This is a genomic window from Haladaptatus sp. ZSTT2 (assembly GCF_037081775.1).
Taxonomy (GTDB): Archaea; Halobacteriota; Halobacteria; order Halobacteriales; family Halococcaceae; genus QDMS2.
Genome location: NZ_JBAMHQ010000001.1, coordinates 579,207 through 600,391, shown reverse-complemented (window position 1 = coordinate 600,391; position 21,185 = coordinate 579,207). Strand labels below are relative to the sequence as shown.

Genomic DNA, 21,185 nt, shown 5'->3' with positions numbered 1-21,185 from the left:
AGAGCGCCGCGAGTGGAGAAGAAAGTTCACCAACACCCTCACTTTTTCGCTGGGACGTAACTCAGCACGACGCCGTCGTCCATCCGTTCAACGTTCGTCAACTCCAGTTTCGGAAAGCCAGCGACAAATCCTTCGCCGTCCGCGAGCGTCGGGGCTTCGCGGCCGCCGATAATCATCGAACCGACGAACACGGTGAGTTCGTCTACGAGGCCCTCTTCGAACAGCGAGAAGATGAGTTCGCCGCCGCCTTCGACCATTATCGACTCGATGCCGTGGTCTGCGAGGGCGTCGAAGGCGCTCGTGAGATTGACGCGCTCTTCGCCTGCGGTGATGATGGTGACGCCCTTGCGTTCGAGTTTGCGGATTCGCGTAGGGTGGGCCGCTTCGCTCACGAGCAGGTAGGTGTGGGCGCGCTCGTCGAAAATCTGGGCGTCTCGCGGACAGCGGGCGTGGGAGTCTGCGATGATGCGCGCCGGATTTTCAGGGACGCCGCGCGCTTTGCGTGCCGCGCGGCGTGTCTCGTCATCGACGGTCAGGCTCGGGTCGTCTGCGACGACGGTTCCCGCCCCGACCATGATGGCGTCGTTTTCCGCACGAATGGCGTCCATGCGGTCGAAATCGGCGTCGCCGCTGATGACCACCTGCTTTCGGCGGCGGTGTGAGAGCTTTCCATCCACGCTCATGGCTGCATTGACGACGACGCGCATGGGAGATGATAGGTCAGACGCGTGAAAACAGCTTTCGGTAGGGGTGGCTCCCACGAACGCTTTTTATGGAATCCGCACGAAGGTTCGGTGATGAGTCTCGAAGACACCGCCGAAGAGCTTGCCTCCGCTCTCGGCGCAGACAAAGCGGAGGTCAAACGCGACTTAGAAAACCTCGTCCAGTACAGCGTTCCACTGGAGGAAGCGAAACAGAGCGTCCGCCGAAAGTACGGCGGTGGCGGGGGTGGCGCGCCCACGCCCGAAACCGTCTCCATCGCGGACATCGGAACGGACAGTTCCAACGTCACGGTGACGGCCAAAGTGCTCACCGTGGGCAAGCGCTCGATTCGCTACCAGAACGAGGACCACCTCATCCACGAGGGGGAACTCGCAGACGAGACGGGGAAGATTTCCTACACCGACTGGCACGACTTCGGCCTCAAAGCTGGTGACACCGTCACCGTCACGAACGCCGGCGTCCGCGAGTGGGAGGGGAATCCCGAACTCAACCTCGGAGACAGCTCCTCGGTTGACCCGGCAGAAGCCATCGAGGTACCGTTCGACGTAGGCGGTGACAAGCCGCTCACCGACCTCAAACCTGGGGACCGCGGCGTCAACGTCGATGCCGTGGTCAGCGAAGTGGAGGAAAAAACCATCAGCGGCCGCGACGGTGAGACGACCATCCTCTCTGGCGTCCTCGCTGACGATTCCGGTCGCTTGCCGTTTACCGACTGGAACCCACACGGGGAACTCGAAGCGGGCGCGTCCGTCCGCATCACCGGCGCGTACGTCCGCGAGTTCCGCGGGATTCCGTCGGTCAACATCTCGGAGTTCTCGGCCGTCGAAGCGCTCGACACAGACCTCGAAGTGAGCGACGATGCGCCGCGAAAGCGCATCGACGAAGCCGTCGGGATGGGTGGGCTGTTCGACGTAGAAATTGTTGGCAACCTGCTGTCGGTGCGCGATGGCTCCGGCCTCATCCAACGATGTCCGGAGTGCAATCGCGTCACCCAGAAAGGCCAGTGTCGCTCGCACGGACAGGTAGACGGTTACGACGACCTGCGCGTAAAGGCGATTCTTGACGACGGCACCGGCGCGCTCACCGTCATCTTAGACCGCGACCTCACCGAACAGGTGTACGGCGGGTCGCTCGAAGATGCCCTCGACGCCGCCCGCGAGGCGATGGACCAAGAGGTCGTCGCGGACGCCATTCGCGAGAACGTCGTGGGCGGCGAGTTCGTGGTTCGGGGCAGTCTGAGCGTCGATGACTACGGCGCGAACCTCGATGCAACCTCGTTCCGCAAATCCGACGACGACCCGGCCGCACGTGCGACGGCCGTCCTCTCGGGGGTGGACGCATGAGCGCAACTCCTGTGGGGCGCGAAGTCGCCCACCGTCTGTTCGCCGCGGAGTTCGACGCCGCGTCGATGTCCTACTCGGAATCCGACGAAGAGCGCGCCCCGAACTACGTCGTCACGCCGACCGGCGCGCGCGTAAACCGGATGTTCGCCGTGGGCGTCCTCACGGAAGTCGATACGGTGAACGAAGACCAGCTTCGCGCCCGCATCGTCGACCCAACCGGTGCATTCGTCGTGTACGCAGGGCAGTATCAGCCAGAGGCGCTCACCTTCCTCGAAAACGCATCCGTGCCAACGTTCGTCGCCGTGACGGGCAAGGCGCGCACGTTCGAGCCAGCGGACTCAGACCGCGTCTACACCTCAATCCGCCCTGAGAGCATCAGCGAAGTCGATGCCGAAACCCGCGAGCGGTGGACGGTCACGACCGCAGAGCGCACCTTAGAGCGCATCGAAACCTTCGCAGGCGCACTCGCGCTCGACTCGCGCGGCGACGACCTCTCCGCGCAACTCGCGGCCCAGGGCGTAAGCGAGAGTCTTGCCGCGGGTATCCCGAAGGCAATCGACCACTACGGCACGACGACTGCCTATCTCGCGGCGATGGAGACGCTCGCAACGCAGGCGCTCGAAGTGGTCACGGGCGACCGCGATTCGGTGCCGTCGTTCGACGCTGCTCCGTCGATGGCCGGGCCGGAATCGCCAACTCGCGTCGCCTCGTTCGAGTCGGTCGAAACGGTGACTGACGCGGCCGACGAGGGTATCGAATCCGTGGAAGCCGAAGTCGAAGCCGAACTTGATGCCGAGGATACGGAACCCGAACCGACGGCCGAAGCGGAATCTGAGACGGTCGAAACAGACGAAGCGGTCGTCGAAGACAGCGAGCCAGAAGTCGAAGAACAGGTCGTGGAATCCGAACCAGAAATCGACACCGAACCACCGGAGGAAGACGCGACGGGAACCGTCCCCGAAGCAGAACCCGTTGACGCAGCCGACGCGACAGCGACCCAACAGGCAGAACCCGCAGACGACGTGGACGACGAACTCGGCGACTTCGAGGAAGACGATGACCTCGAAGACTTCGAACCTGGCGAGTTCGACGAGATGTACGAGATGGACGACGAGGAGCGAAAAGAGGTCGAAGAGGAGTTCGGCACCGAGTTCTCGACCGGCTCCGAGGTCGGCCCAGCAGGTGAAGCCGGTATCGAGGTTCCAGAGCCAGAAGACGTCGAGGAAGAGGCTGAGCCAGAACCCGAAGCAGAGACCGGCGACGATTCGGCGGCTGACGACGCAGACGTAGACTTAGAAGACGCCGTCTTGACCGCGATGCGTGACTTAGATGACGGCGACGGCGCAGACCGCGAAGCCATCATCGCCGCCGTGGTCGATGAACACGGCGTCTCCGTCGAGGCCGTAGAAGACGCGATTCAAGACGCGCTGATGGACGGGCAGTGTTACGAACCCGACGAATCGACGCTCACCGCAATCTGATGGCGAGTTCGGTCGAGCCGATTCCCGGACAGGCGGCGGCGATAGCCGACCTCTCCGGGAGTCGCGCGCTCGTCGTGGCCGACTACCACGCGGGCCTCGAAGTCGCCCTCCGCTGGGATGGGGTGTCCGTCCCGAGCAAGGCGGGCGAGCGCCGTGACCGACTCCTCGAACTGAAAGCAGAAACGGCCGCAGACCGCGTCATCATTTTGGGTGATTTCGGCAACGCCATCGGAGCAGGCCCGGAAGAGGAAATCGCCGAGATTCACGACTTGCTTTCGGCCCTCGACTGTCCCGTGACCGTCGTGAAAGGCAACCACGACGGCGACATCGAAGAACACATCGAGAGCATCGAGGTGACACCCGCCCACGGCATCCGCATCGGTGAGGTTGGCTTCGCCCACGGACACACCTGGCCCTCGCCCGACGTGCTCGAAGCCGACGTTCTCTGTACTGCACACGAACACCCGCAAGTGAATCTCACCGACGAAGTCGGTGGCGGGCGCACCGAACGCGTCTGGCTTCGCGGGACGGTCAACCCCGAACCGTTTGCTAAGTTTCACGGCCGGGCGTTCGACGACGGCGCGCCGTTCGTCATCTTTCCCGCGTTCAACGACCTCGTCGGCGGAACCTGGGTGAACGCGCAAAAAGACGGCTTTCTCTCGCCGTTTTTGCCCGACGGCCTCCGTGACGGCGAGGCGTACCTTCTCGACGGCACGCGCCTCGGAGACTATTCGACCATCTGACTGGCCGCGCGGTTTAACCTCCTCTGGCCGTTACCCAGCCACAATGTCAGACGGTGAGGTCGCGGGTGCGGACGCGTTTACGTATCTCGGTGAGGCGGTGCGCACGGCGCTTTCTGCGCGCGGATTTTCGACGCCCACCGCCCCTCAGCGCCGAGCAATCCCGCCGCTCGCCTCCGGCCGCGACGCGCTCGTCATCGCGCCGACCGGAACGGGAAAAACGGAAACGGCCATGCTTCCGGTGTTCGACGCCATCGTGGAAAAACCGCCCGAGGAACGCGCCGGAATCTCCGCACTCTACATCACGCCGCTTCGCGCGCTGAACCGCGACATGCGCAGTCGCCTTGACTGGTGGGGCGACACGTTAGATGTAACGGTGGACGTGCGTCACGGCGACACCACGCAGTACCAGCGAACCAAGCAGGCGAACGACCCGCCGGACGTGCTCGTGACGACGCCGGAGACGCTCCAAGCAATGCTCACGGGGAAAAAGCTCCGCCAGGCCCTCTCCGACGTGTCGCACGTCGTCGTAGACGAGGTACACGAACTCGCGGCTTCGAAGCGCGGCGCACAGTTGACGATTGGCTTAGAGCGCCTGCGCGAACTCGCCGGGCCATTTCAACGAATCGGCCTCTCTGCGACTGTGGGCGACCCGCGAGAGGTGGGGAAATTCCTAACCGGCGACCGCGGCTGTGCCATCGTCGAAGTGGACGTGGGCAGTCGCGTCGATTTGACCGTGTTCGAGCCAGCAATCACGGCCGAAGACGACCGACTCGCGGGACGGCTGATGACCGAAGCCGACATCGCAAGCCACGTGCGCGCCATCCGCGACCTCGTGGACGGCCACGAATCGACGCTCATCTTCGTGAACACGCGCCAGACCGCAGAGGCGCTTGGCTCACGCTTCAACGAACTCGACTTGAACATCGGCGTCCACCACGGGTCGCTCTCCAGAGACGCCCGCGTGGAGGTCGAAGACCAGTTCAAAGCCGGAGAACTCGATGCCCTGCTCTGTACTTCCTCGATGGAACTCGGTATCGACGTGGGGCGTGTTGACCACGTCATCCAGTATTCGAGCCCGCGCGAGGTTTCGCGGATGCTCCAGCGCGTCGGCCGGGCCGGACACCGACGGGATGCCACCTCCTACGGAACCATCATCACGACCCGGCCGGACGACACCTTCGAGGCGATGGTCATCGCCCGCCGGGCCGGGGTGAACGACGTCGAGGAGACGAACATTCATCATGGCAGCCTCGACACCGTCGCAAACCAGATTGCAGGCATCGTGATGGACTTCGGTGACATCTCGGGGCGCAAGGCTTACGAAATCGTGACGCGCGCCTACCCGTTTGCTGACCTCACCGAAGGGCAGTTCAAGGAAGTCATAAAAGAGCTCTCGCACAATCGCATCCTCTGGCTGGACGAGGAGAAAGACCTGCTCTCGAAGGGTGGGGGAACGTGGCGGTACTTCTACGCGAACCTCTCGATGATTCCCGACGAGGAGACGTTCGAGGTGTACGACATGGCGAGTGGGCGGCAGGTCGGCACGCTAGACGAGCGCTTCGTCGTGAACTTCGCTGGGGCGGGTGAGGTGTTCATCCAGCGCGGCGAGATGTGGCGCATCACCGAAATCGACGAGGAAGAACAACGCGTGCAGGTGACACCCATCGAAGACCCCTCCGGCGAAGTGCCGTCGTGGACGGGAAGCGAGATTCCAGTGCCGTTCGAGGTTGCCCAAGAGGTCGGTGAGGTTCGGGAAGTCGCCGCCAGCCAGGTAGAGGGAAACGACGACCGCGAAGCCGTCGCGCGCTTCCTCGGCAAACGCTACCCCGCAGACCGCAGAACCATCGAAGAAGCGCTCAAGCCGCTCGTTCGACAGCGAGAACAGGACCATCCCGTGCCGACGGACGACCGTGTCGTCATCGAATTCCAGGGTCGGACGCTGGTCGTCAACGCCTGTTTCGGCCACAAGGTGAACGAAACGCTCGGGCGCGTGCTGTCTGCATTGATTGGCCAGCGCACTGGTTCGTCGGTCGGCCTCGACGTAGACCCCTACCGCATCGAACTCGAAGTGCCCCGCGACGTGACGGCGCGTACGGTGGTTGAAGTGCTCGAATCGACCGACCCTGACCACCTTAAGCCACTCATTGAGTTGAGCCTGAAAAACGCAGACGCGCTCAAGTTCAAGCTCGCACAGGTCGCAGCAAAGTTCGGCTCGCTCCAGAGTTGGCAGGGCGATTCGCGCCGTCAGTTCGGCCTCGGCCGCCTGCTCGCCGCACTGGATGAAACCCCCGTGTACGACGAAGCCGTGCGCGAAATCCTCCACGAGGATTTGGACGTGGGACGGGCGGCCGAGGTGCTCTCGCGGATGCAGTCGGGCGACATCGAGCTCGTCACCGTTGGCGGCCGAACGGCGATTGGCATTGACGGGCGCTCGTCTGGTCGGGAACTGCTCGCGCCCGAAAATGCGGATGCGAGCGTTATCCAGACGGTGAAAGAACGCATTCAGGAAGACCAGCTGCTGCTCTTTTGTCTCCACTGTCAGGAGTGGGAACGCACACAAAAGGTGCGGAGAATCCCCGACCAGCCACAGTGTCCCCTGTGCGAATCGAGTCGGATTGCCGCGCTCAATCCGTGGGCCGACGAAGTTGTTTCGGCGGTCAAAGCACGCGAGAAGGACGACGACCAAGAGAAAATGACCCGTCGAGCCTATCGGTCTGCAAGCCTCGTCCAGAGCCACGGCAAGCAAGCCATTATCGCGCTCGCCGCCCGCGGCGTCGGACCGCACAACGCCGCGCGTATCATCGGCAAGTTACGCGAAAACGAAGACGAGTTCTATCGCGATATTCTGGGACAAGAACGCCAGTACGCCCGCACCAAATCGTTCTGGGATTAGTCGAGTTTCACCGGATGGATATGATGGCCACACGGACGGAACGCAGCGTTCTCGGGCCCGCTGATGACGGTTCCAGTGACGGGCCGGTTGCAGATTGGGCAACAGCGCTGTTGCTCAGTGTCAGGGGTGTGTCCATCCCACATAGTACATGGTTGATGTGATTATATACTAAGGTATCGGTTTGTTCACGAATCTCCCACGTTGTTCCAAAATTGTTCAATCTGCGCGGACAGGAACATCGGGGTCATTCGTACCTGTTCAGTGCGCTCTTCTGCAGACAGACACGCACGAACGTCATCGCGTCTCGTCGTCTCACAGTACCGCTGGTCGATAAGCGCACGCACGCCACGTTCGTCCGGGCCACGAATCACGCGACCGAGCGCCTGGCGCGTCCGACGAACCGCCGGAACCGTAAGCGCATAGGTGAAGGCATTCTCCGAGCCGAAGGCCTCCGCGTAGGCGAAGCGAACCGCTCGAACCCGGGGTGAGCGCGTGTTCACGAGCGGGACGCCCACGACCGCGCAGGTGGCGAGTTTGTCGCCGTCGTAATCGACACCTTCGGTGAGTGTTCCCCGCGTGCTCGTCACGAGCACCTTCTCGCCGCCATCGAAGAAGGTCTGTTTGAGCGCCTCTGTGTCCTCGTTCGAGGAGCTTTCGTCCACGAGCACTGGCTTTGAGACCTCCTCACGCAGCCGGCTTGCCGCCCACGTCGCTTCCCGGTAGTTCGGCATACAGATGAGGACGTTCCCGGGACTGCGGGCGAGTTCGCGCAGCGCGTAGGCGTACTCTTCGCGCACTGCGTTGTCCTCGCCTGCGGTTGGCGACCCGCGATTTCGCGCGGTAAAGGGCGTCAGGTCGACGCCCCACGTCGCACGGTTTTCGGGTGGGAAGCGCAAGTCGAAGGTGTGGGCATCGACCGGCCGCTCGGGGTCGAAGTCAGCGAGGCCAACCACCTCGGTAAATACGGAGAGCGGTTCGAGCGTCGCGCTCATCAGCACGCCGCCGCCGACGGTGTTGAATATCTCTCGGCACTCTGCCGACGGGAGACAGTTGTACATGGTGAGCGCGGGCGTGAACGCCCGTTCCCAGACGTTCGCCGTCTCGCCGAGTTCCTTTGGCGAGTATTCGAGTACGAGTTCGCGGAAATAGGTGGCTCGACTGTTCTCCCACCAGTTGGTCATGAGCGTGCCAACCGCACCGCAGACCGTGCTCCGGTTTGGCTCGATTTCTTCGAGGACGGCATCGACGGCCACGCCGAGTGGCCCCATCGCCTGCCAGAGGCGTTCTCCGTACCCCTCCGCTTTGGCCCACGTCGAGAGGGCGTCTATCTCCTCGCTTTCGGGCGGTCTGAGCGGAATCTCGATGTCTTCTTCGGGGAACTCGTCGTACTGAATCAACCGGTGCCAGTCGTCGAATTCTTGGTCGAGATGGGCGGTGATGCGCTCGTCCATCCAGTCCATGACGGCGTTATAAAACTCGATGGCGCGGTGAACGTGGTCTAAGGATACCTCGTAGGTCCCGAGGGCTTCGTTCACCTCCATTTTGTGCTCGCGCGTCTTGCTCGCGTGTTTGGTGAGCATCTGCAAATCGCCGCGCGCCCGTCGCAGCGAGTGGAGGCCAACGCGGTCAGAAAGGATGTCTCTAACGCGCTCTTCGACGCGGTGGGCCTCGTCCACGATGACGAACGTGTTCTCGTCCAAAATGGCGTCGGTGAGCACCCGCGTCTGGCCGTCGAACAGGTGCATGTAGTTCCCGATGACGACCTCTGCGTTCCCGAGAAGCACTTGCATCACGCGGTGGGGACAGGTGCCGTGTTCGACCGACTGGGGCAGGAGTTCTGAGATGGTTACGACGCCGTTTTCGCCGTGCTCGAAGCCGACGGGCGACCCTTTGTCGCGGGCGTACCAGTCGGCCTCGAACGGACAGTAGAGTGGGCCGTTGCCGGTGTCGGTATCGAGCACCTCGTCGGGCGCGGTTGGCTGGTGGGTCGGATACGGCGATTTGGCTCCGGCCGTTTCGAGCGTGGCTGTGTTGAGCGATTGCCACGTTTCTGCGTCCTGTCTCGCCGCGGCGGCGAGCTTCTCTGCGCGGGCGGGGTCCCACCACTTCTCTGCGTCCTCGCGCACGCCCGGGATGGCGCTCTCTTTCGGGAGGCCGCCCTTTTCGCCGTCGTTGAGTTTCACGAGCGAACTGGTGTGGTCTCTCAAGTCTTCACATCGGTCGTGGACGCTCGCATCGCCGGGGAAGATTCCTTCGCGCTCGTAGGGACAGAGGTCACCCTTGCTGTCGAGGGCGACCGCAGAAAGCGGGTCGTCGCGGCCGTCGTTGAGCGCGCGCATGTCGGCAACGAACTGCGCGAGTTGCTGTTTGACCGGCGTGACGACGACCACGCGGTCGTAGAGGTCTGTTTCGCGGATGAGATACGACGCGGCGGTGAGCGCGGCCATGGTCTTGCCCGTGCCACACGGGCCTTCGAAGACGAAGTAGCCCTTCCCCTTTGCCGTCCGGATGGTGCGCTCTATGACCTTCGCCTGCTGGTCGTAGGGGGTGTCGAAGCCGAAGTAGTCGCGCCAGTCTGCGTCGTCAACTTCTGCCACCCCCGGCTGGTCACTCATTCGACTGCGAGGTAGCGCGCCATCGCCTAAGAGTGATTGGGTTCGTACGCCGTCCACTTCGTGCGCTTGCCGCCGAGTCCAACCACGCGCATCTCGATGCCGGCGTCGCTCTCCCGGAGTTCTATCATGCCGTCGAACACCTGTTTGATGGTGTTTACGGCCTGTTCGTCGTGTGCGCCGGTATCGAGGGTGAACACGCCGAGATAGCCAACCGCTTCGAGTCGGGCGGTGAGCACATGGCAGAACTTGAACACCGTCCGCACTTCGACGTAGGACAGGAGCGTCGAAATGGAGTCGAGGGCGAGTCTCGTTTGCGTGATGCCAGACTGGTTGAATCGCTGCATGAACTGCGATATGCCGATACCGATACCCGTCAGGTCTCCTGGTGAGGCCACCGAGTGGACGAACTCGTCTTTCGCAGAACCACCCGACTCGCGCGACTCCACGATACCAAACGAGTCGTGATTGAGATTCGGTACCCGCTTTGTGAACTCTTTGTTGATGGAGTCAGCACTGCGGTCTGTCGAGACGATGACGCTGCCTTCTCCGTCTGTGGCCCCCTGTGCGAGGATAGATAAGGCGAGATCTTGCTTCCCGCTCATCGGCGGACCGGCTATCAGAATGTTCGTACCCGGTGAGACGCGGAGTGTCTCCTCGGGGAGAACGCCCTCCAGCTCGTAGCCTACTTGGTCAGTGTCAGTGTTACGATTGGTCTCCATTCGTACCCCCCAAATCCCGAAGTGCGCTGATGAACGACGTCTCGTCCGTGAAACCACCCTGCGTTTCATTCAACCGTGCTTTCACGTCCGCTAGCTTGGCTTCGAGTTCGTTGTATGCGTCGTTTTGTTCGAGTTTCTCGATACGCTTCCCGGTCATCAGTGCCGCTTTCGTCTCTGCGAGCGCGTAGTATTCCTGTAAGAGCGCAGAGTAGGTCGCCCGCTCTACAAGACTATCGACGGTGTCGTGCAACTGGGCTTTGCTTACTGGCTTGCTGAGATAGGCGTCGAATCCCATATCGATGATGTCGAAATCCGGCTCTACGGCGGTCACCATCGCCACGCGACAGTTGAGGTCGCGTTCACGGATAGTCGAGAGTACCTCGTCTCCGGAAAGCCCCGGCATCATCCGGTCTAAGAGGACGACATCAACCGCTTCGGTGATAGCTGCAAGCGCTTCACGACCGTTTTGTGCCACGGTTACGTCGTACTTGCCACTGAGCCAAATCTCGTACGTTTCTGCCACGTCAGCTTCGTCTTCGACAACGAGAATGACTGGCCTATCTTCGTCACCCATCAGTTCTATTTCAACGTTCGTCCCCACTGTCAAAGCATTACTGTTTTTATTACTGTCATCTTAAACAGGCAAAACGGAGCCGTCACAGTCCTCTGCTCAGGTCAACGAGGGTTCTACTTGCTCTAGAGCCTGTGCGAAGTGGGATTCGCGAATCACTAACTCGGCTGCCCGGCTGGTCGCGGCTTCCGGGCCGATTTCTGCGGCGAACTCTCGAATCGCGTACATCGCGGCCTGCCGAACCACTGACCGCAAGTCTGCACCCGAGTAACCACGGGTGTCCGTGGCCAATGTGTCGGCATCGACGTCGGCTGCAAGCGGCTTGCCCGCGAGGTGTACCGCAAGAATCGCCCGGCGGGCTGCCTCGTCGGGTGCAGGCACTTCGATGTGCGTCTCCAGGCGACCTGCGCGAACGAGCGCGGGGTCAAGCACGTCGCGGCGGTTCGTCGCCGCGAGCACCATCAGATTCGGGTTATCGACGACGCCGTCCATTTCGGTGAGCAGTTGGGAAACGACGCGCTCGGTCACTTCGTGGCTGTCGTCTCTGCGCGCGGCAATGGCGTCGATTTCGTCGAAGAAGATGATTGCAGGGGCGGCCTGTCGTGCCCGGTCGAACACCTTGCGGACGGCTTTCTCCGACTCACCCACATAGCGGTCGAGCAGTTCCGGCCCGGCGACGCGGATGAAGTTTACCTCGCTCTCTCCGGCGAGCGCGCGAGCGAGCAGCGTCTTTCCGGTTCCCGGTGGGCCGTACAACAGCACACCGGAGGGCGGGTCGGTGTTCGCCGCCTCGAACAGCGCGCCGTATTCGAGCGGCCAGATGACCGCCTCCTCTAACGTCTGCTTTGCGTCTTCAAGCCCGCCAACCGCGCTGAAGTCCACGTTCGGCGTCTCTGCGACGTATTCGCGCATCGCAGACGGGTCGACCACCGCGAGCGCAGCCTCGAAGTCGGCGCGCGAGACGGTGAGCGGCGTTCCGTCTTCCCGGCGACGAAGCGCGTGCATCGCCGCCTCCGTGGCGAGCGTTTTCAAATCCGCGCCGACGAAGCCGTGGGTGCGCTTTGCGAGTAGTGAAACCTCCACGTCGTCTGCGAGCGGCATCCCGCGCGTGTGAACGTCGAGAATCTCACGGCGACCCTCGATGCCGGGGACGCCGATTTCGATTTCGCGGTCGAACCGCCCGCCGCGGCGCAGCGCGGCGTCGATGGCGTCGACGCGGTTGGTCGCGCCGATGACGACGACCTGACCGCGGTCTTCGAGCCCGTCGAGTAAGGTGAGCAACTGGGCGACGACGCGGGTTTCCATGTCGGCGTCGTCGTCGCGGGTGCCTGCAATCGAGTCGATTTCGTCGATGAAGATGATGGCCGGGGCGTTCGCGGTTGCCGTCTCGAACGCTTCGCGCAGTTTTTCCTCTGATTCACCCTTGTACTTCGAGACGATTTCCGGGCCGGAAATCACCGTGAAGTGGGCGTTCACCTCGTTTGCCACCGCTTTGGCGATGAGCGTTTTTCCGGTGCCGGGCGGCCCGTAGAGCAAAACGCCCTTCGGCGGGTCGATGCCCAACTGGGTGAACAGCTCCGGCTCTGCGAGCGGCAACTCAATCATCTCTCTGACCTGCTCTAGCTCGTCGTCTAAGCCGCCGATGTCTTCGTAGTTGACGCCCGAATCATCTTTATTGACGGCTTTTGCAGCCGGCTTCGACGCGGCCGAACCCGATTCGAGCAAGACGAGACGCGTCTGGCCCGTCACGCGCACCATTCCGTCGGGTTGGGTTCGCGTCACGGCGAGCGACCCGTTGCCGAGTCGGGGGACGTGAAGCTGTTCGCCTGCGGTGAGCGGGCGGTCTACGAGCGCGTCGCGGATGGCTCTCGTCGCTTCATCGTCGTCGGCAAACTCGCGGTCGGGCGTGATTTCGACCATCGTGGCATCGGCCACGTCGACTTTCCGGACGTGCACCTCGTCGCCGATGTTGACGCCGGCGTTCGCGCGGGTGTCGGCGTCGATTCTGACCGCTTTCTTCGACAGTCCCGCGCCCGCGGGCCACACCTTTGCGACGGTCGAGGCGGTTCCTTCGATGATGACGGTGTCGCCACTCAGGACGCCGAGTCGCCGGCGAGCGGTTTCGGGGAGGCGCGCGACACCCCGTCCCGCATCGCGTTTTTCGGCACTCTGCACCGTGAGCGTGAGGCCCTCGTCTCGCACACCCGAACTCATACTACCCTCTTTCTCCCCCGCGCTCTTTACCGTTCGCTCGGAGAAACGAATTTATCGACACACGACAGTTCATACCTATGGTCTCTACGACCGAGCGCGACAACATGACCTGGTACGAGTGTGACCACTGCGGTCTCATGTTCGATGTCGAAGAAGACGCGCGCCAACACGAGGAAAACTGCGAGGGTGACGAAGCCGACTATATCCAGTAATCAGTCGTCCGTGGGTGGGGCCACGATTTCGAACGAGCGTTCGCCCATGTCGTCCTCTTCAAAGACGAATACGCGACCGCGAACCGTCTCTGGGTCTGCGTCGACTTCGACGCGAAAGCCACCAGCGTCGCGGATGGTCACGCCGGGGAAGATAGTGGTCTCTTCGCCCTCCGCCAGAAGGACGCGCCCGACGCCCGTCGATTCGAGGATCTCGTCTGCCGTGTTTCGGTCGTTCACGTAGACGACGACACCTTCGGTCTCCGTCGGGTCGGTGACGAGGATGTGAACGTCTTTGGCCGGTGCGGTTTTGACCGTCCCCTCGACTTTCGCTGGAATCCCGTTGTAGAACACCTCTCTGCCGTCGGTGTAGTGGACGACGATGCCCCCCTCGGTGAGTTCGATACCGAGCGTTTCGGGCGAGATGTCGTTGCGAAGGCTCATACAATCCGTACTGCCCTACGCGCCAAAAACCCGGCGTTGTCAGGCGGCTAAATCCGCGTCAACCGCCACGCGTAAGTAGGCGGGTAGGGGAGGAGAACCTGTATCATGGAGGGCACGGCAAAAGCACCCGCCGCCGGAACTATCCTCAACGCACTCGCAACGGGGACGGGCGCGGCGTTCGCCATCGACCGCTACACCACCGCACACGTCACCCTCGACGACGGGGCGGGCGTGACCGGCGAGGTAGACGGCGCACCGGACGCGGACACGCGACTCATCGAGAGATGTGTCGAACTCGTCACCGCCGAGTACGGAAACGGCGAAGGTGGCCACGTTCGCACCGAGAGCGACGTGCCGATGGCCTCTGGACTGAAGAGTTCGAGCGCCGCTGCGAACGCGACGGTGCTCGCCACACTCGCCGCCCTCGACACCGACATAGACAGAGCAGACGCCGCGCGCATCGGCGTCACCGCCGCCCGCGACGTGGGCGTCACTGTCACCGGCGCGTTCGACGACGCGAGCGCGAGCATGCTCGGCGGCGTCACCGTCACCGACAACACCCGCGACGAACTCCTCCACCGCGAAGAAGTCGAGTGGGACGTGCTCGTCTGGACGCCCGACGAACAATCCTTCAGCGCGGACGCAAACGTGGCCCGATGCAAGCAAATCGCCCCGATGGCTGAACTGGTGGCCGACCTCGCCCTCGCAGGCGACTACGAACGCGCGATGACGGTAAACGGCCTCGCCTTCTGCGCCGCCCTCGACTTCCCGACCGACCCGCTGGTCGAAGCGATGCCCCTCTCGCGGGGCGTCTCATTGTCGGGGACTGGGCCGAGCTTTACGGCGATTGGCGACCGAAAGACACTGGAACAACTCGAAGACCGCTGGAGCAACCGAGCTGGACACACATGGCTAACGACAACACAGAATCACGGCGCGACACAGAAGTGACGCTCGACGAACACCGCCAGGAAATCGAAGACATCGACCGCGAGTTGGTCGAACTCATCGCCCGGCGCACCTACGTCGCAGACACGATTGCACAGGTCAAAGCCGAACTCGACCTACCGACCACCGACGAGGCCCAAGAGGACAAAGTGATGGAGCGCGCCGGGAAGAACGCAGAGCGCTTCGAGGTAGACGCGAACCTCGTGAAAGCGATTTTCCGGTTGCTCATCGAGTTGAACAAGGTCGAACAGCGCGAAAAGCGATAACAAGGGGACAGTCCGAGACCTGTCTGTGTTCTACTGAACTGTTTCCCGATACTGCTCGGCCGTAATCGAATAGAGATGGTGGTCGATGATGTCGCCGCTCGGCCGAACCGTCGAATTGCGGATGATGCCGTCGTACTGGCCGCCGTGTGCGTCGACGTACTTCTCGACCGCTCGTCGTGAGTTTTCGTTTCCGTCTTCGACGGGAATCGCCACGAGATCGAGGTCGAGTCGCTCGAAGGCGAGGACGCCATCTACTTCATGCTCGTGCCCGCGCTGGTGACGAGCGCAGATACGGTGGGGTATTCGTACTATCTCTCCGAGCAGTTAGAGCGGGGTACTGACTCGTCCACTGACAGCCTTTGAGTGGCTAGGGACTCTCTGAAAAATCGAGCACTTGGTCACTCCGCGGCGAGCGATTCTTCTCGATACTGCGCTGCATAGTCCACGAAGTTTTTGAGCACGGTGAGTCCCGTCTCGCCGCTTTTTTCGGGGTGGAATTGGGTTCCCATGACGTTTCCTGCCTCGTTTGCGGCGATGGCGGCGAAGTCGAAGCCGTAGTCACAGGAGGCGACGGTGTGGGCTGCGACGGCAGAGCAGTAGGAATGGACGAAGTAGGCGTAATCACCGTTCTCAATCCCAGAAACAAGCGGATGGTCACGTTCGACGGTGAGTTCGTTCCAGCCCATGTGTGGCACTTTCACTTCGTCGCTCGGCAGGCGTTCGACGCGGCCGGGAATCAGATCGAGGCCGTCGATGGTTTCGCCGTCTGGTGCGCCCTCGGTACTCTCGGTGAACATGAGTTGGAGTCCGACGCAGATGCCGAGTATCGGCGTGTCTTCTGCAGCGTCTATGAGCACGTCGTGGAACGGCTTCGAGTTCCGAACGCACTCGCCAAACGCCCCGACGCCGGGGAGGACGAGCGCGTCCGCCGCGGCGATTGCGTCGGGGTCGTCGGAGACGGTCACGGTCGCGTCGGCCCGTTCGAGGCCGCGCCTGAGACTGCGGAGGTTACCGACGCCGTAGTCGATAATGGTGACGTTCACACGCGAGGATTTGAGATGGTGAGGTTTATCTGTTGACCTCCGGGTGAATTTCTCGGCTGTGAAACGCCGTCAGGGAAAAAGATAGATAGCTGCGCTGACACTGCGAGCACACGACAGATGGAGTTACGCGAAGCCACCGAAGCCGATATTCCCACACTCATCGAGTACTGGTACGCACTCGCTACCGACAACGAGCCGTATTCTCGGTTCAACGAACTGGTCTACGACAGCCAAGCCGAGGTTCCAGCAGACGGGTTCAGAAACCAGTTAGAACGTGACGGCATCACCAACTACCTCGTCGAGGTACAGGGGGAAACCATCGGCTTCGTCACCCTCCGCGACGGCGAACACTCCTCGCGCCAGTACTCGCGCTATCTCATGATTGTGAACCTCTACATCAAAGACGCCTTCCAAAATCGTGGTCATGGCACGCGCGTCGTAGAGAAGGTGAAAGAACTGGCGCGTGCGGCCGACTGCGACCACCTCAAGGTCTCCTGTGAGTGGCACAACGTTGATGCGCGACGGTTTTACACGAACACGGGCTTCGAAGAAAAGCAGGTGACGTTCGTCCAATCCATCGAGTAGCCGCGCACTGCCCCTTTTCGCTCGGCCACCCGCCACACGTCACCGCCCGGGAGGGGCCAAGAACCCTCTGTGCGTACGACCAGACTGGTCTGGGGCCGGCGCGGATACCAGCGTTTTTCCCTCGTTATCCCTTCGGTTAGGTATGTCTCTCTTAGCGCCCGCGCTGGCCGTGGCCGCGGTTGCCTCGACGCCAGTGACGGGTGAAATGCTCGTCGTCTTCGCTCTCATTGCGCTCGCTCTCTTTTTGTTTGCAACCGAGTGGTTCCCCATCGACGTCACCGCCATCATCGTTATGGTGCTGTTGATGGTGCTTGAACCGTGGACGCAGGTCTCTGCACAGGAAGGTATTTCGGGGTTTTCGAGTCCGGCCACCATCACCGTCCTCGCCATGCTCATCTTGAGCACAGGCATCAACCGTACCGGTATCGTCCAACTCCTCGGCCGGAAGATGGCCTCGTTTGCTGGCACCGACCAACGAAAACAACTCGCCGCCACCATCGGCGTCACTGGACCGATTTCTGGGTTCGTGAACAACACGCCCGTCGTCGCAATCTTGGTTCCCGTCATCGCTGACCTCGCCCACAAGGGGAAAACCTCGCCCTCAAAACTGCTCATGCCGCTTTCGTTCGCGTCGATGTTCGGCGGGACGTTGACCCTCATCGGCACGTCTACGAACATTCTGGCGAGTGACATCGTGGCGCGACTTGGCGCAGAAGCCCCCGAAAGCGGGTTGCACGCTTTCGGGATGTTCGAGTTCACCAAACTCGGTATCGTCGTATTCGCGGTCGGGACGCTCTATCTCATGACGGTGGGCGTCTGGCTGATTCCAAAACGCGTGCCTGCAGAGGAGGACTTGGTCGAAGAATACGCCCTCCAAGAGTACCTCGCAGACGTCGTCGTCCCAGCCAATTCCTCGCTGATCGGCAAGACCGTAGAAGAAGCGCTCGGTGGCGACGAACTCGACATCGACGTGCTCCAGTTGATTCGCTACGGCGAGCAGTTCTCAGAGCCCCTCGCCCGCAAGGAGATTCACGAAAACGACACGCTCCGCGTCAGGACGAACCGCGAGACGCTCGAACAGCTCATGGACGCAGAGGGCGTCCAGTTCGCTGGTGGGCCGCGAACCGAAGACGACCTGCATCCCGGCGAGGAAGAGCCGGTGCTCGTCGAAGTCGTCATCCCATCGGGGTCGTTCCTCGTCGGCGAAAACCTCGCCAGCTCGACGTTTCGCCAGCGCTACGACGCGAACGTCCTCGCTTTCAGAAGCCGGGGGAAAGTCGTCCGAGACCGATTCGAGGAGATTCGTATTCGCGTGGGTGACACGCTCCTCGTGCAAGCGCCACCCGACAGCCTCACCCGCCTCGTCGAAAACGAGGATTTCATCGTTGCCCACGAGTTCGAGAACGTGACCTATCGCAGCGAGAAAATCCCGTTCGCCGTCGCCATCGTCGCCGGCGTCGTGGCGCTCCCCGCACTCAACATCCTTCCCATCGTCGTCTCCGCACTCGGCGGTGTGGTGGCGATGATTTTGAGCGGCGTCCTCAAACCGAACGAACTCTACAAATCCGTCGAGTGGAACGTCATCTTCCTGCTCGCGGGCGTGATTCCACTCGGCATCGCCCTCCAGCAGACCGGCGCGGCCGCGCTTCTCGGCAACGCCGTCGCCTCTACTGCGACGTTCCTGCCCGCCATTGGCGTACTCTGGGTACTGTATCTAGCAACCGGGCTGTTGACGAGCGTCATCAGCAATAACGCGAGTGTGGTGCTCATGATTCCTGTCGCGGCGAGCGCCGCCCAGTCGATTGGCGCAAATGCCTTCGCGTTCGTGCTTGCGGTGACGTTCGCCGCCTCGACGGCGTTCATGACGCCCGTTGGCTACCAGACCAACCTGTTCGTCTACGGGCCAGGTGGCTACACGTTCTCCGACTTCATCCGTGTCGGCGCGCCCCTCCAGTTGCTCCTCTCGATTGTCACGGTGCTCGGCATCGCCTTTTTCTGGGGCGTCCGCGTCTAAGAACAGGTGGCTGGCGTCGGGCCTTGTGGGTACGCTTGTCGGGTCACGAATCAAACAAAAAATCTCGTCGCAGGTCTCAGACTGAAACGATCTTTACGTACCTGCTCTCGATTTCTTCGAGCGAGAACTCCTTTCCATGCTGTTCTTTGACGTGCTCTTGGGTGACTTTCAAGAGGCGGTCTTTATCGGAATCTTCCGTTCGCATCATGAATAAACAGCCATTGACGGCTGTGTCACACGCAACTTCTAGCGTCATCGTTGTTCCCGCCCTCTCACTGAGAGGGCGACATACTAGACGACTGGGGAGAGAATAAAAATTCTTAGAGATTTTGTGACCAGACCGTTTTCCTGACTGTCGCTGAACGCTCTCGCGTTTGGGCAACAACGCACTTTCGCGCCCCGCTTGCAAGTCGAAGACGGAACGCGCCGACGGTGGTAACGAAACGCTATCGCGTTTGCAATCCTCTTCTAGATATGGATACGAGGGGTGAGAGAGTCGAACCGTTCTCTCTGCGACGCCGGGCGACGGTGGACTCCATGCGGATGGCCGGACGACGCAGCGATATTCACGGCCTCGTCGAATTCGACGTGACCGACGCGAGAACCCGCATTGACGAGTTGGAGCACGCAACTGGAGAGCGGCTTTCTTTCACTGCCTTCATCGTGTTCTGTCTGGCACAAGCAATCGACGCTCAGCCACACGTTCAGGCGTATCGGGACGCGTTGGGTCGTGTCGTGCGGTTCGACGACGTTGACGTGATGGTCATCGTTGAGACGACCGTATCCGGCGAACGAATCGGTGTGCCCCACGTCATCCGGGCGGCGAATCGTCGATCGCTTCACTCCATTCATCGAGAGATTCGACGCGCACAGACGACTTCTGACGTGCCACAATTTTCCCGGTTCGCGCCGCTCTTTTTCCGATTACCCGGCGTGCTCAGACGGCAGATTTACCGGCTTCCTCGACTCGCTCCCCGTCGATGGAAGCAACTCGCCGGAACGGTCGGCGTCTCGGCTGTGGGGATGTTCGGTGCTGGCGGTGGGTGGGGAATCACGCCGACGAACTACCCACTCCAGCTAACGCTTGGGGGAATTTCGACAAAACCCGGCGTCAAAGACGGCGATATCGAGATTCGAGACTATCTCTCGGTCACCGCAACGTTCGACCACGATGTCGTTGATGGCGCGCCAGCAGCGCGCTTTCTCACCCAGCTAAAGGAATTGGTCGAATCGGCCCACGGACTCGACACGATAGCCGAATAACCGTTCCCCGTCGACTCCGTAGACAGGCGGCTCAGTACTCCCAGAGCCGACGAATCCGCGCGTCGATGGCCGGGTGGGCCTCGCGCAGGGTTTCGACGTTCATCTCGCCGTTTACGTTGATGACGTGGACTTCCCCACGACGGTCTGAGTACACGTCTTGGAAGTCGTAGACGACGCCGACGATATCCACGTCGTCGGGAATCGTCTCGTTCGCGTCGAGGAACGCGATTTGCCGGTCGACGTTGTATTCGACCAGCCGGTTGACAGCCTCGGTTCGACTCACGTCGTCTGGCAGGGCGTCCACGCCGGATTCGAGGTGTGGCTTTAACAGCGACAAACAGTGTTCGATGCCTGCCGGTTCAGAGATTTCGCCAGTGAGTGCGTCGTAGGTCGCCGTCACGGCACCACACCCGGTGTGGCCGACGACGACGATGATGTCTGTCCCAGTGTGTTCGACCGGATAGAGCACGTCGCCGGAGACGACTTCACCGGCGTCTGTCTGTTGAACGACGCGGTTGCCAATGTTCCCGCAGGTGAAGATCTGGCCAGGTTCGTCGTTGCCCCAGATGTGGTCTTGGAGGACGCGCGAATCAGAACAACACACCGTGACGACGGCCGGGTGTTGGGCGTCTTGGACGTGGTCGAACCGGTTCTGGAACTCGGTTGCGTGCTCCAAATTGTTTTGTAGTAGTTCGATGAACGCCGAATGCATTGGCTATACCAGTTCGTCACGGTAAAAATAACTCTTGGTGATTTTCAACTGTACAACGGACACGCGACGGATTCAGCCGTCTAGCATCGTTATGGGCGGAGTCGAAGTTCCTCGTCGTTGAGCGTAAAGCCGGTCGATTCGAGCGAGTGTTTCGAGAAACAGAATCACACCACCGAGCAGCGTATTGAACAGCGTCTGGACGGCTCGGGTTTCGACCACTAGCCGCTCCATCTCGAACTCCCAAATCGCCCCAACTCCAAGAAGGAAGCAGAAAATCAGCGCGGAGAGAAACAGTGCAATCCATCGTCGATTCCCGTACAGAAACACCCACTGGCGCACGGTGCGTCGTTGTGTGGTCTTCGCTCACCCTCGTTTGGTCCCCTCCCCATGAACTTCCCT

Annotated in this window: 21 protein-coding genes; 10 read left to right on the top strand and 11 right to left on the bottom strand. The window is 61.5% G+C overall.

Going from position 1 to position 21,185, the window contains the following annotated elements:
- Positions 1-38 precede the first annotated feature (38 nt).
- Positions 39-707, bottom strand: coding sequence for a 2,5-diamino-6-(ribosylamino)-4(3H)-pyrimidinone 5'-phosphate reductase (locus V5N13_RS03140; RefSeq protein ID WP_332899378.1), 669 nt, complete (start codon positions 705-707; stop codon positions 39-41).
- Positions 708-797: 90 nt separating this feature from the next.
- Here V5N13_RS03140 and V5N13_RS03135 point away from each other — a divergent pair, with 90 nt between their 5' ends.
- From V5N13_RS03135 to V5N13_RS03120, 4 genes are read left to right on the top strand one after another with little or no spacing between them, the layout of a single operon-like run.
- Entirely contained in the window at positions 798-2,066 is a 1,269-nt protein-coding gene (locus V5N13_RS03135; protein ID WP_336359584.1) for a Single-stranded DNA binding protein, read from the top strand.
- A complete protein-coding gene (locus V5N13_RS03130; RefSeq protein ID WP_336359583.1) occupies positions 2,063-3,547 on the top strand; it encodes an RPA family protein in 1,485 nt (494 codons plus the stop codon). The genes V5N13_RS03135 and V5N13_RS03130 overlap by 4 nt, the downstream gene beginning before the upstream one ends.
- Positions 3,547-4,290, top strand: coding sequence for a metallophosphoesterase (locus tag V5N13_RS03125; protein WP_336361411.1), 744 nt, complete (start codon positions 3,547-3,549; stop codon positions 4,288-4,290). Before V5N13_RS03130 ends, V5N13_RS03125 begins: the two co-directional genes overlap by 1 nt.
- 43 nt (positions 4,291-4,333) lie before the next feature.
- Positions 4,334-7,183: a DEAD/DEAH box helicase gene (locus V5N13_RS03120; RefSeq protein WP_336359582.1), complete on the top strand. Its 2,850-nt coding sequence runs from the start codon at positions 4,334-4,336 to the stop codon at positions 7,181-7,183.
- 185 nt (positions 7,184-7,368) lie between these two features.
- Here V5N13_RS03120 and V5N13_RS03115 read toward each other — a convergent pair whose 3' ends face one another.
- The 4 genes from V5N13_RS03115 to V5N13_RS03100 all read right to left on the bottom strand — a co-directional run bounded on the left by V5N13_RS03115 (position 7,369) and on the right by V5N13_RS03100 (position 13,302).
- Positions 7,369-9,798, bottom strand: coding sequence for an ATP-dependent DNA helicase (locus V5N13_RS03115; protein WP_336359581.1), 2,430 nt, complete (start codon positions 9,796-9,798; stop codon positions 7,369-7,371).
- 26 nt (positions 9,799-9,824) lie between these two features.
- Positions 9,825-10,517, bottom strand: coding sequence for an RAD55 family ATPase (locus V5N13_RS03110; RefSeq protein WP_336359580.1), 693 nt, complete (start codon positions 10,515-10,517; stop codon positions 9,825-9,827).
- Complete coding sequence (locus V5N13_RS03105) at positions 10,501-11,091, bottom strand: response regulator (protein ID WP_336359579.1); 591 nt, start codon at positions 11,089-11,091, stop codon at positions 10,501-10,503. Before V5N13_RS03105 ends, V5N13_RS03110 begins: the two co-directional genes overlap by 17 nt.
- Before the next feature lie 96 nt (positions 11,092-11,187).
- Complete coding sequence (locus tag V5N13_RS03100) at positions 11,188-13,302, bottom strand: CDC48 family AAA ATPase (protein ID WP_336359578.1); 2,115 nt, start codon at positions 13,300-13,302, stop codon at positions 11,188-11,190.
- 77 nt (positions 13,303-13,379) lie between these two features.
- Here V5N13_RS03100 and V5N13_RS03095 point away from each other — a divergent pair, with 77 nt between their 5' ends.
- Entirely contained in the window at positions 13,380-13,514 is a 135-nt protein-coding gene (locus V5N13_RS03095) for a DUF7128 family protein (RefSeq protein WP_336359577.1), read from the top strand.
- Here V5N13_RS03095 and V5N13_RS03090 read toward each other — a convergent pair whose 3' ends face one another.
- Positions 13,515-13,955, bottom strand: coding sequence for a DUF5796 family protein (locus V5N13_RS03090; protein ID WP_332899368.1), 441 nt, complete (start codon positions 13,953-13,955; stop codon positions 13,515-13,517).
- A gap of 105 nt (positions 13,956-14,060) precedes the next feature.
- Here V5N13_RS03090 and V5N13_RS03085 point away from each other — a divergent pair, with 105 nt between their 5' ends.
- Complete coding sequence (locus V5N13_RS03085) at positions 14,061-14,906, top strand: shikimate kinase (protein WP_336359576.1); 846 nt, start codon at positions 14,061-14,063, stop codon at positions 14,904-14,906.
- Positions 14,864-15,169 (top strand): chorismate mutase, encoded by a 306-nt coding sequence (locus tag V5N13_RS03080; RefSeq protein WP_336359575.1) that lies wholly within the window; start codon positions 14,864-14,866, stop codon positions 15,167-15,169. Before V5N13_RS03085 ends, V5N13_RS03080 begins: the two co-directional genes overlap by 43 nt.
- Positions 15,170-15,199: 30 nt before the next feature.
- On the opposite strand, the gene V5N13_RS03075 is transcribed toward V5N13_RS03080, so the two are convergent.
- Positions 15,200-15,382, bottom strand: coding sequence for a hypothetical protein (locus tag V5N13_RS03075; protein WP_336359574.1), 183 nt, complete (start codon positions 15,380-15,382; stop codon positions 15,200-15,202).
- Positions 15,383-15,567: 185 nt separating this feature from the next.
- Entirely contained in the window at positions 15,568-16,212 is a 645-nt protein-coding gene (gene hisH / locus V5N13_RS03070; protein WP_336359573.1) for an imidazole glycerol phosphate synthase subunit HisH, read from the bottom strand.
- A 117-nt stretch (positions 16,213-16,329) separates the two neighbouring features.
- Between hisH and V5N13_RS03065 the strand changes: the two genes are divergently transcribed.
- Together V5N13_RS03065 and V5N13_RS03060 are read left to right on the top strand one after the other, a co-directional pair.
- Positions 16,330-16,797 carry a GNAT family N-acetyltransferase gene (locus V5N13_RS03065; protein WP_336359572.1) on the top strand — a complete coding sequence of 156 codons (468 nt, stop codon included), beginning with the start codon at positions 16,330-16,332 and terminating at the stop codon, positions 16,795-16,797.
- 205 nt (positions 16,798-17,002) lie between these two features.
- Positions 17,003-18,811: an SLC13 family permease gene (locus tag V5N13_RS03060; RefSeq protein ID WP_336361410.1), complete on the top strand. Its 1,809-nt coding sequence runs from the start codon at positions 17,003-17,005 to the stop codon at positions 18,809-18,811.
- A gap of 76 nt (positions 18,812-18,887) precedes the next feature.
- On the opposite strand, the gene V5N13_RS03055 is transcribed toward V5N13_RS03060, so the two are convergent.
- A complete protein-coding gene (locus V5N13_RS03055) occupies positions 18,888-19,019 on the bottom strand; it encodes a hypothetical protein (protein ID WP_336359571.1) in 132 nt (43 codons plus the stop codon).
- 266 nt (positions 19,020-19,285) lie between these two features.
- On the opposite strand from V5N13_RS03055, the gene V5N13_RS03050 reads away from it, so the two are divergent.
- A complete protein-coding gene (locus V5N13_RS03050; protein WP_336359570.1) occupies positions 19,286-20,074 on the top strand; it encodes a 2-oxo acid dehydrogenase subunit E2 in 789 nt (262 codons plus the stop codon).
- A 31-nt stretch (positions 20,075-20,105) separates the two neighbouring features.
- On the opposite strand, the gene V5N13_RS03045 is transcribed toward V5N13_RS03050, so the two are convergent.
- Positions 20,106-20,786, bottom strand: coding sequence for a carbonic anhydrase (locus tag V5N13_RS03045; protein ID WP_336359569.1), 681 nt, complete (start codon positions 20,784-20,786; stop codon positions 20,106-20,108).
- A gap of 72 nt (positions 20,787-20,858) precedes the next feature.
- On the bottom strand, positions 20,859-21,125 hold the full coding sequence (locus V5N13_RS03040; protein ID WP_336359568.1) for a hypothetical protein: 267 nt from the start codon (positions 21,123-21,125) through the stop codon (positions 20,859-20,861).
- Positions 21,126-21,185: the final 60 nt, after the last annotated feature.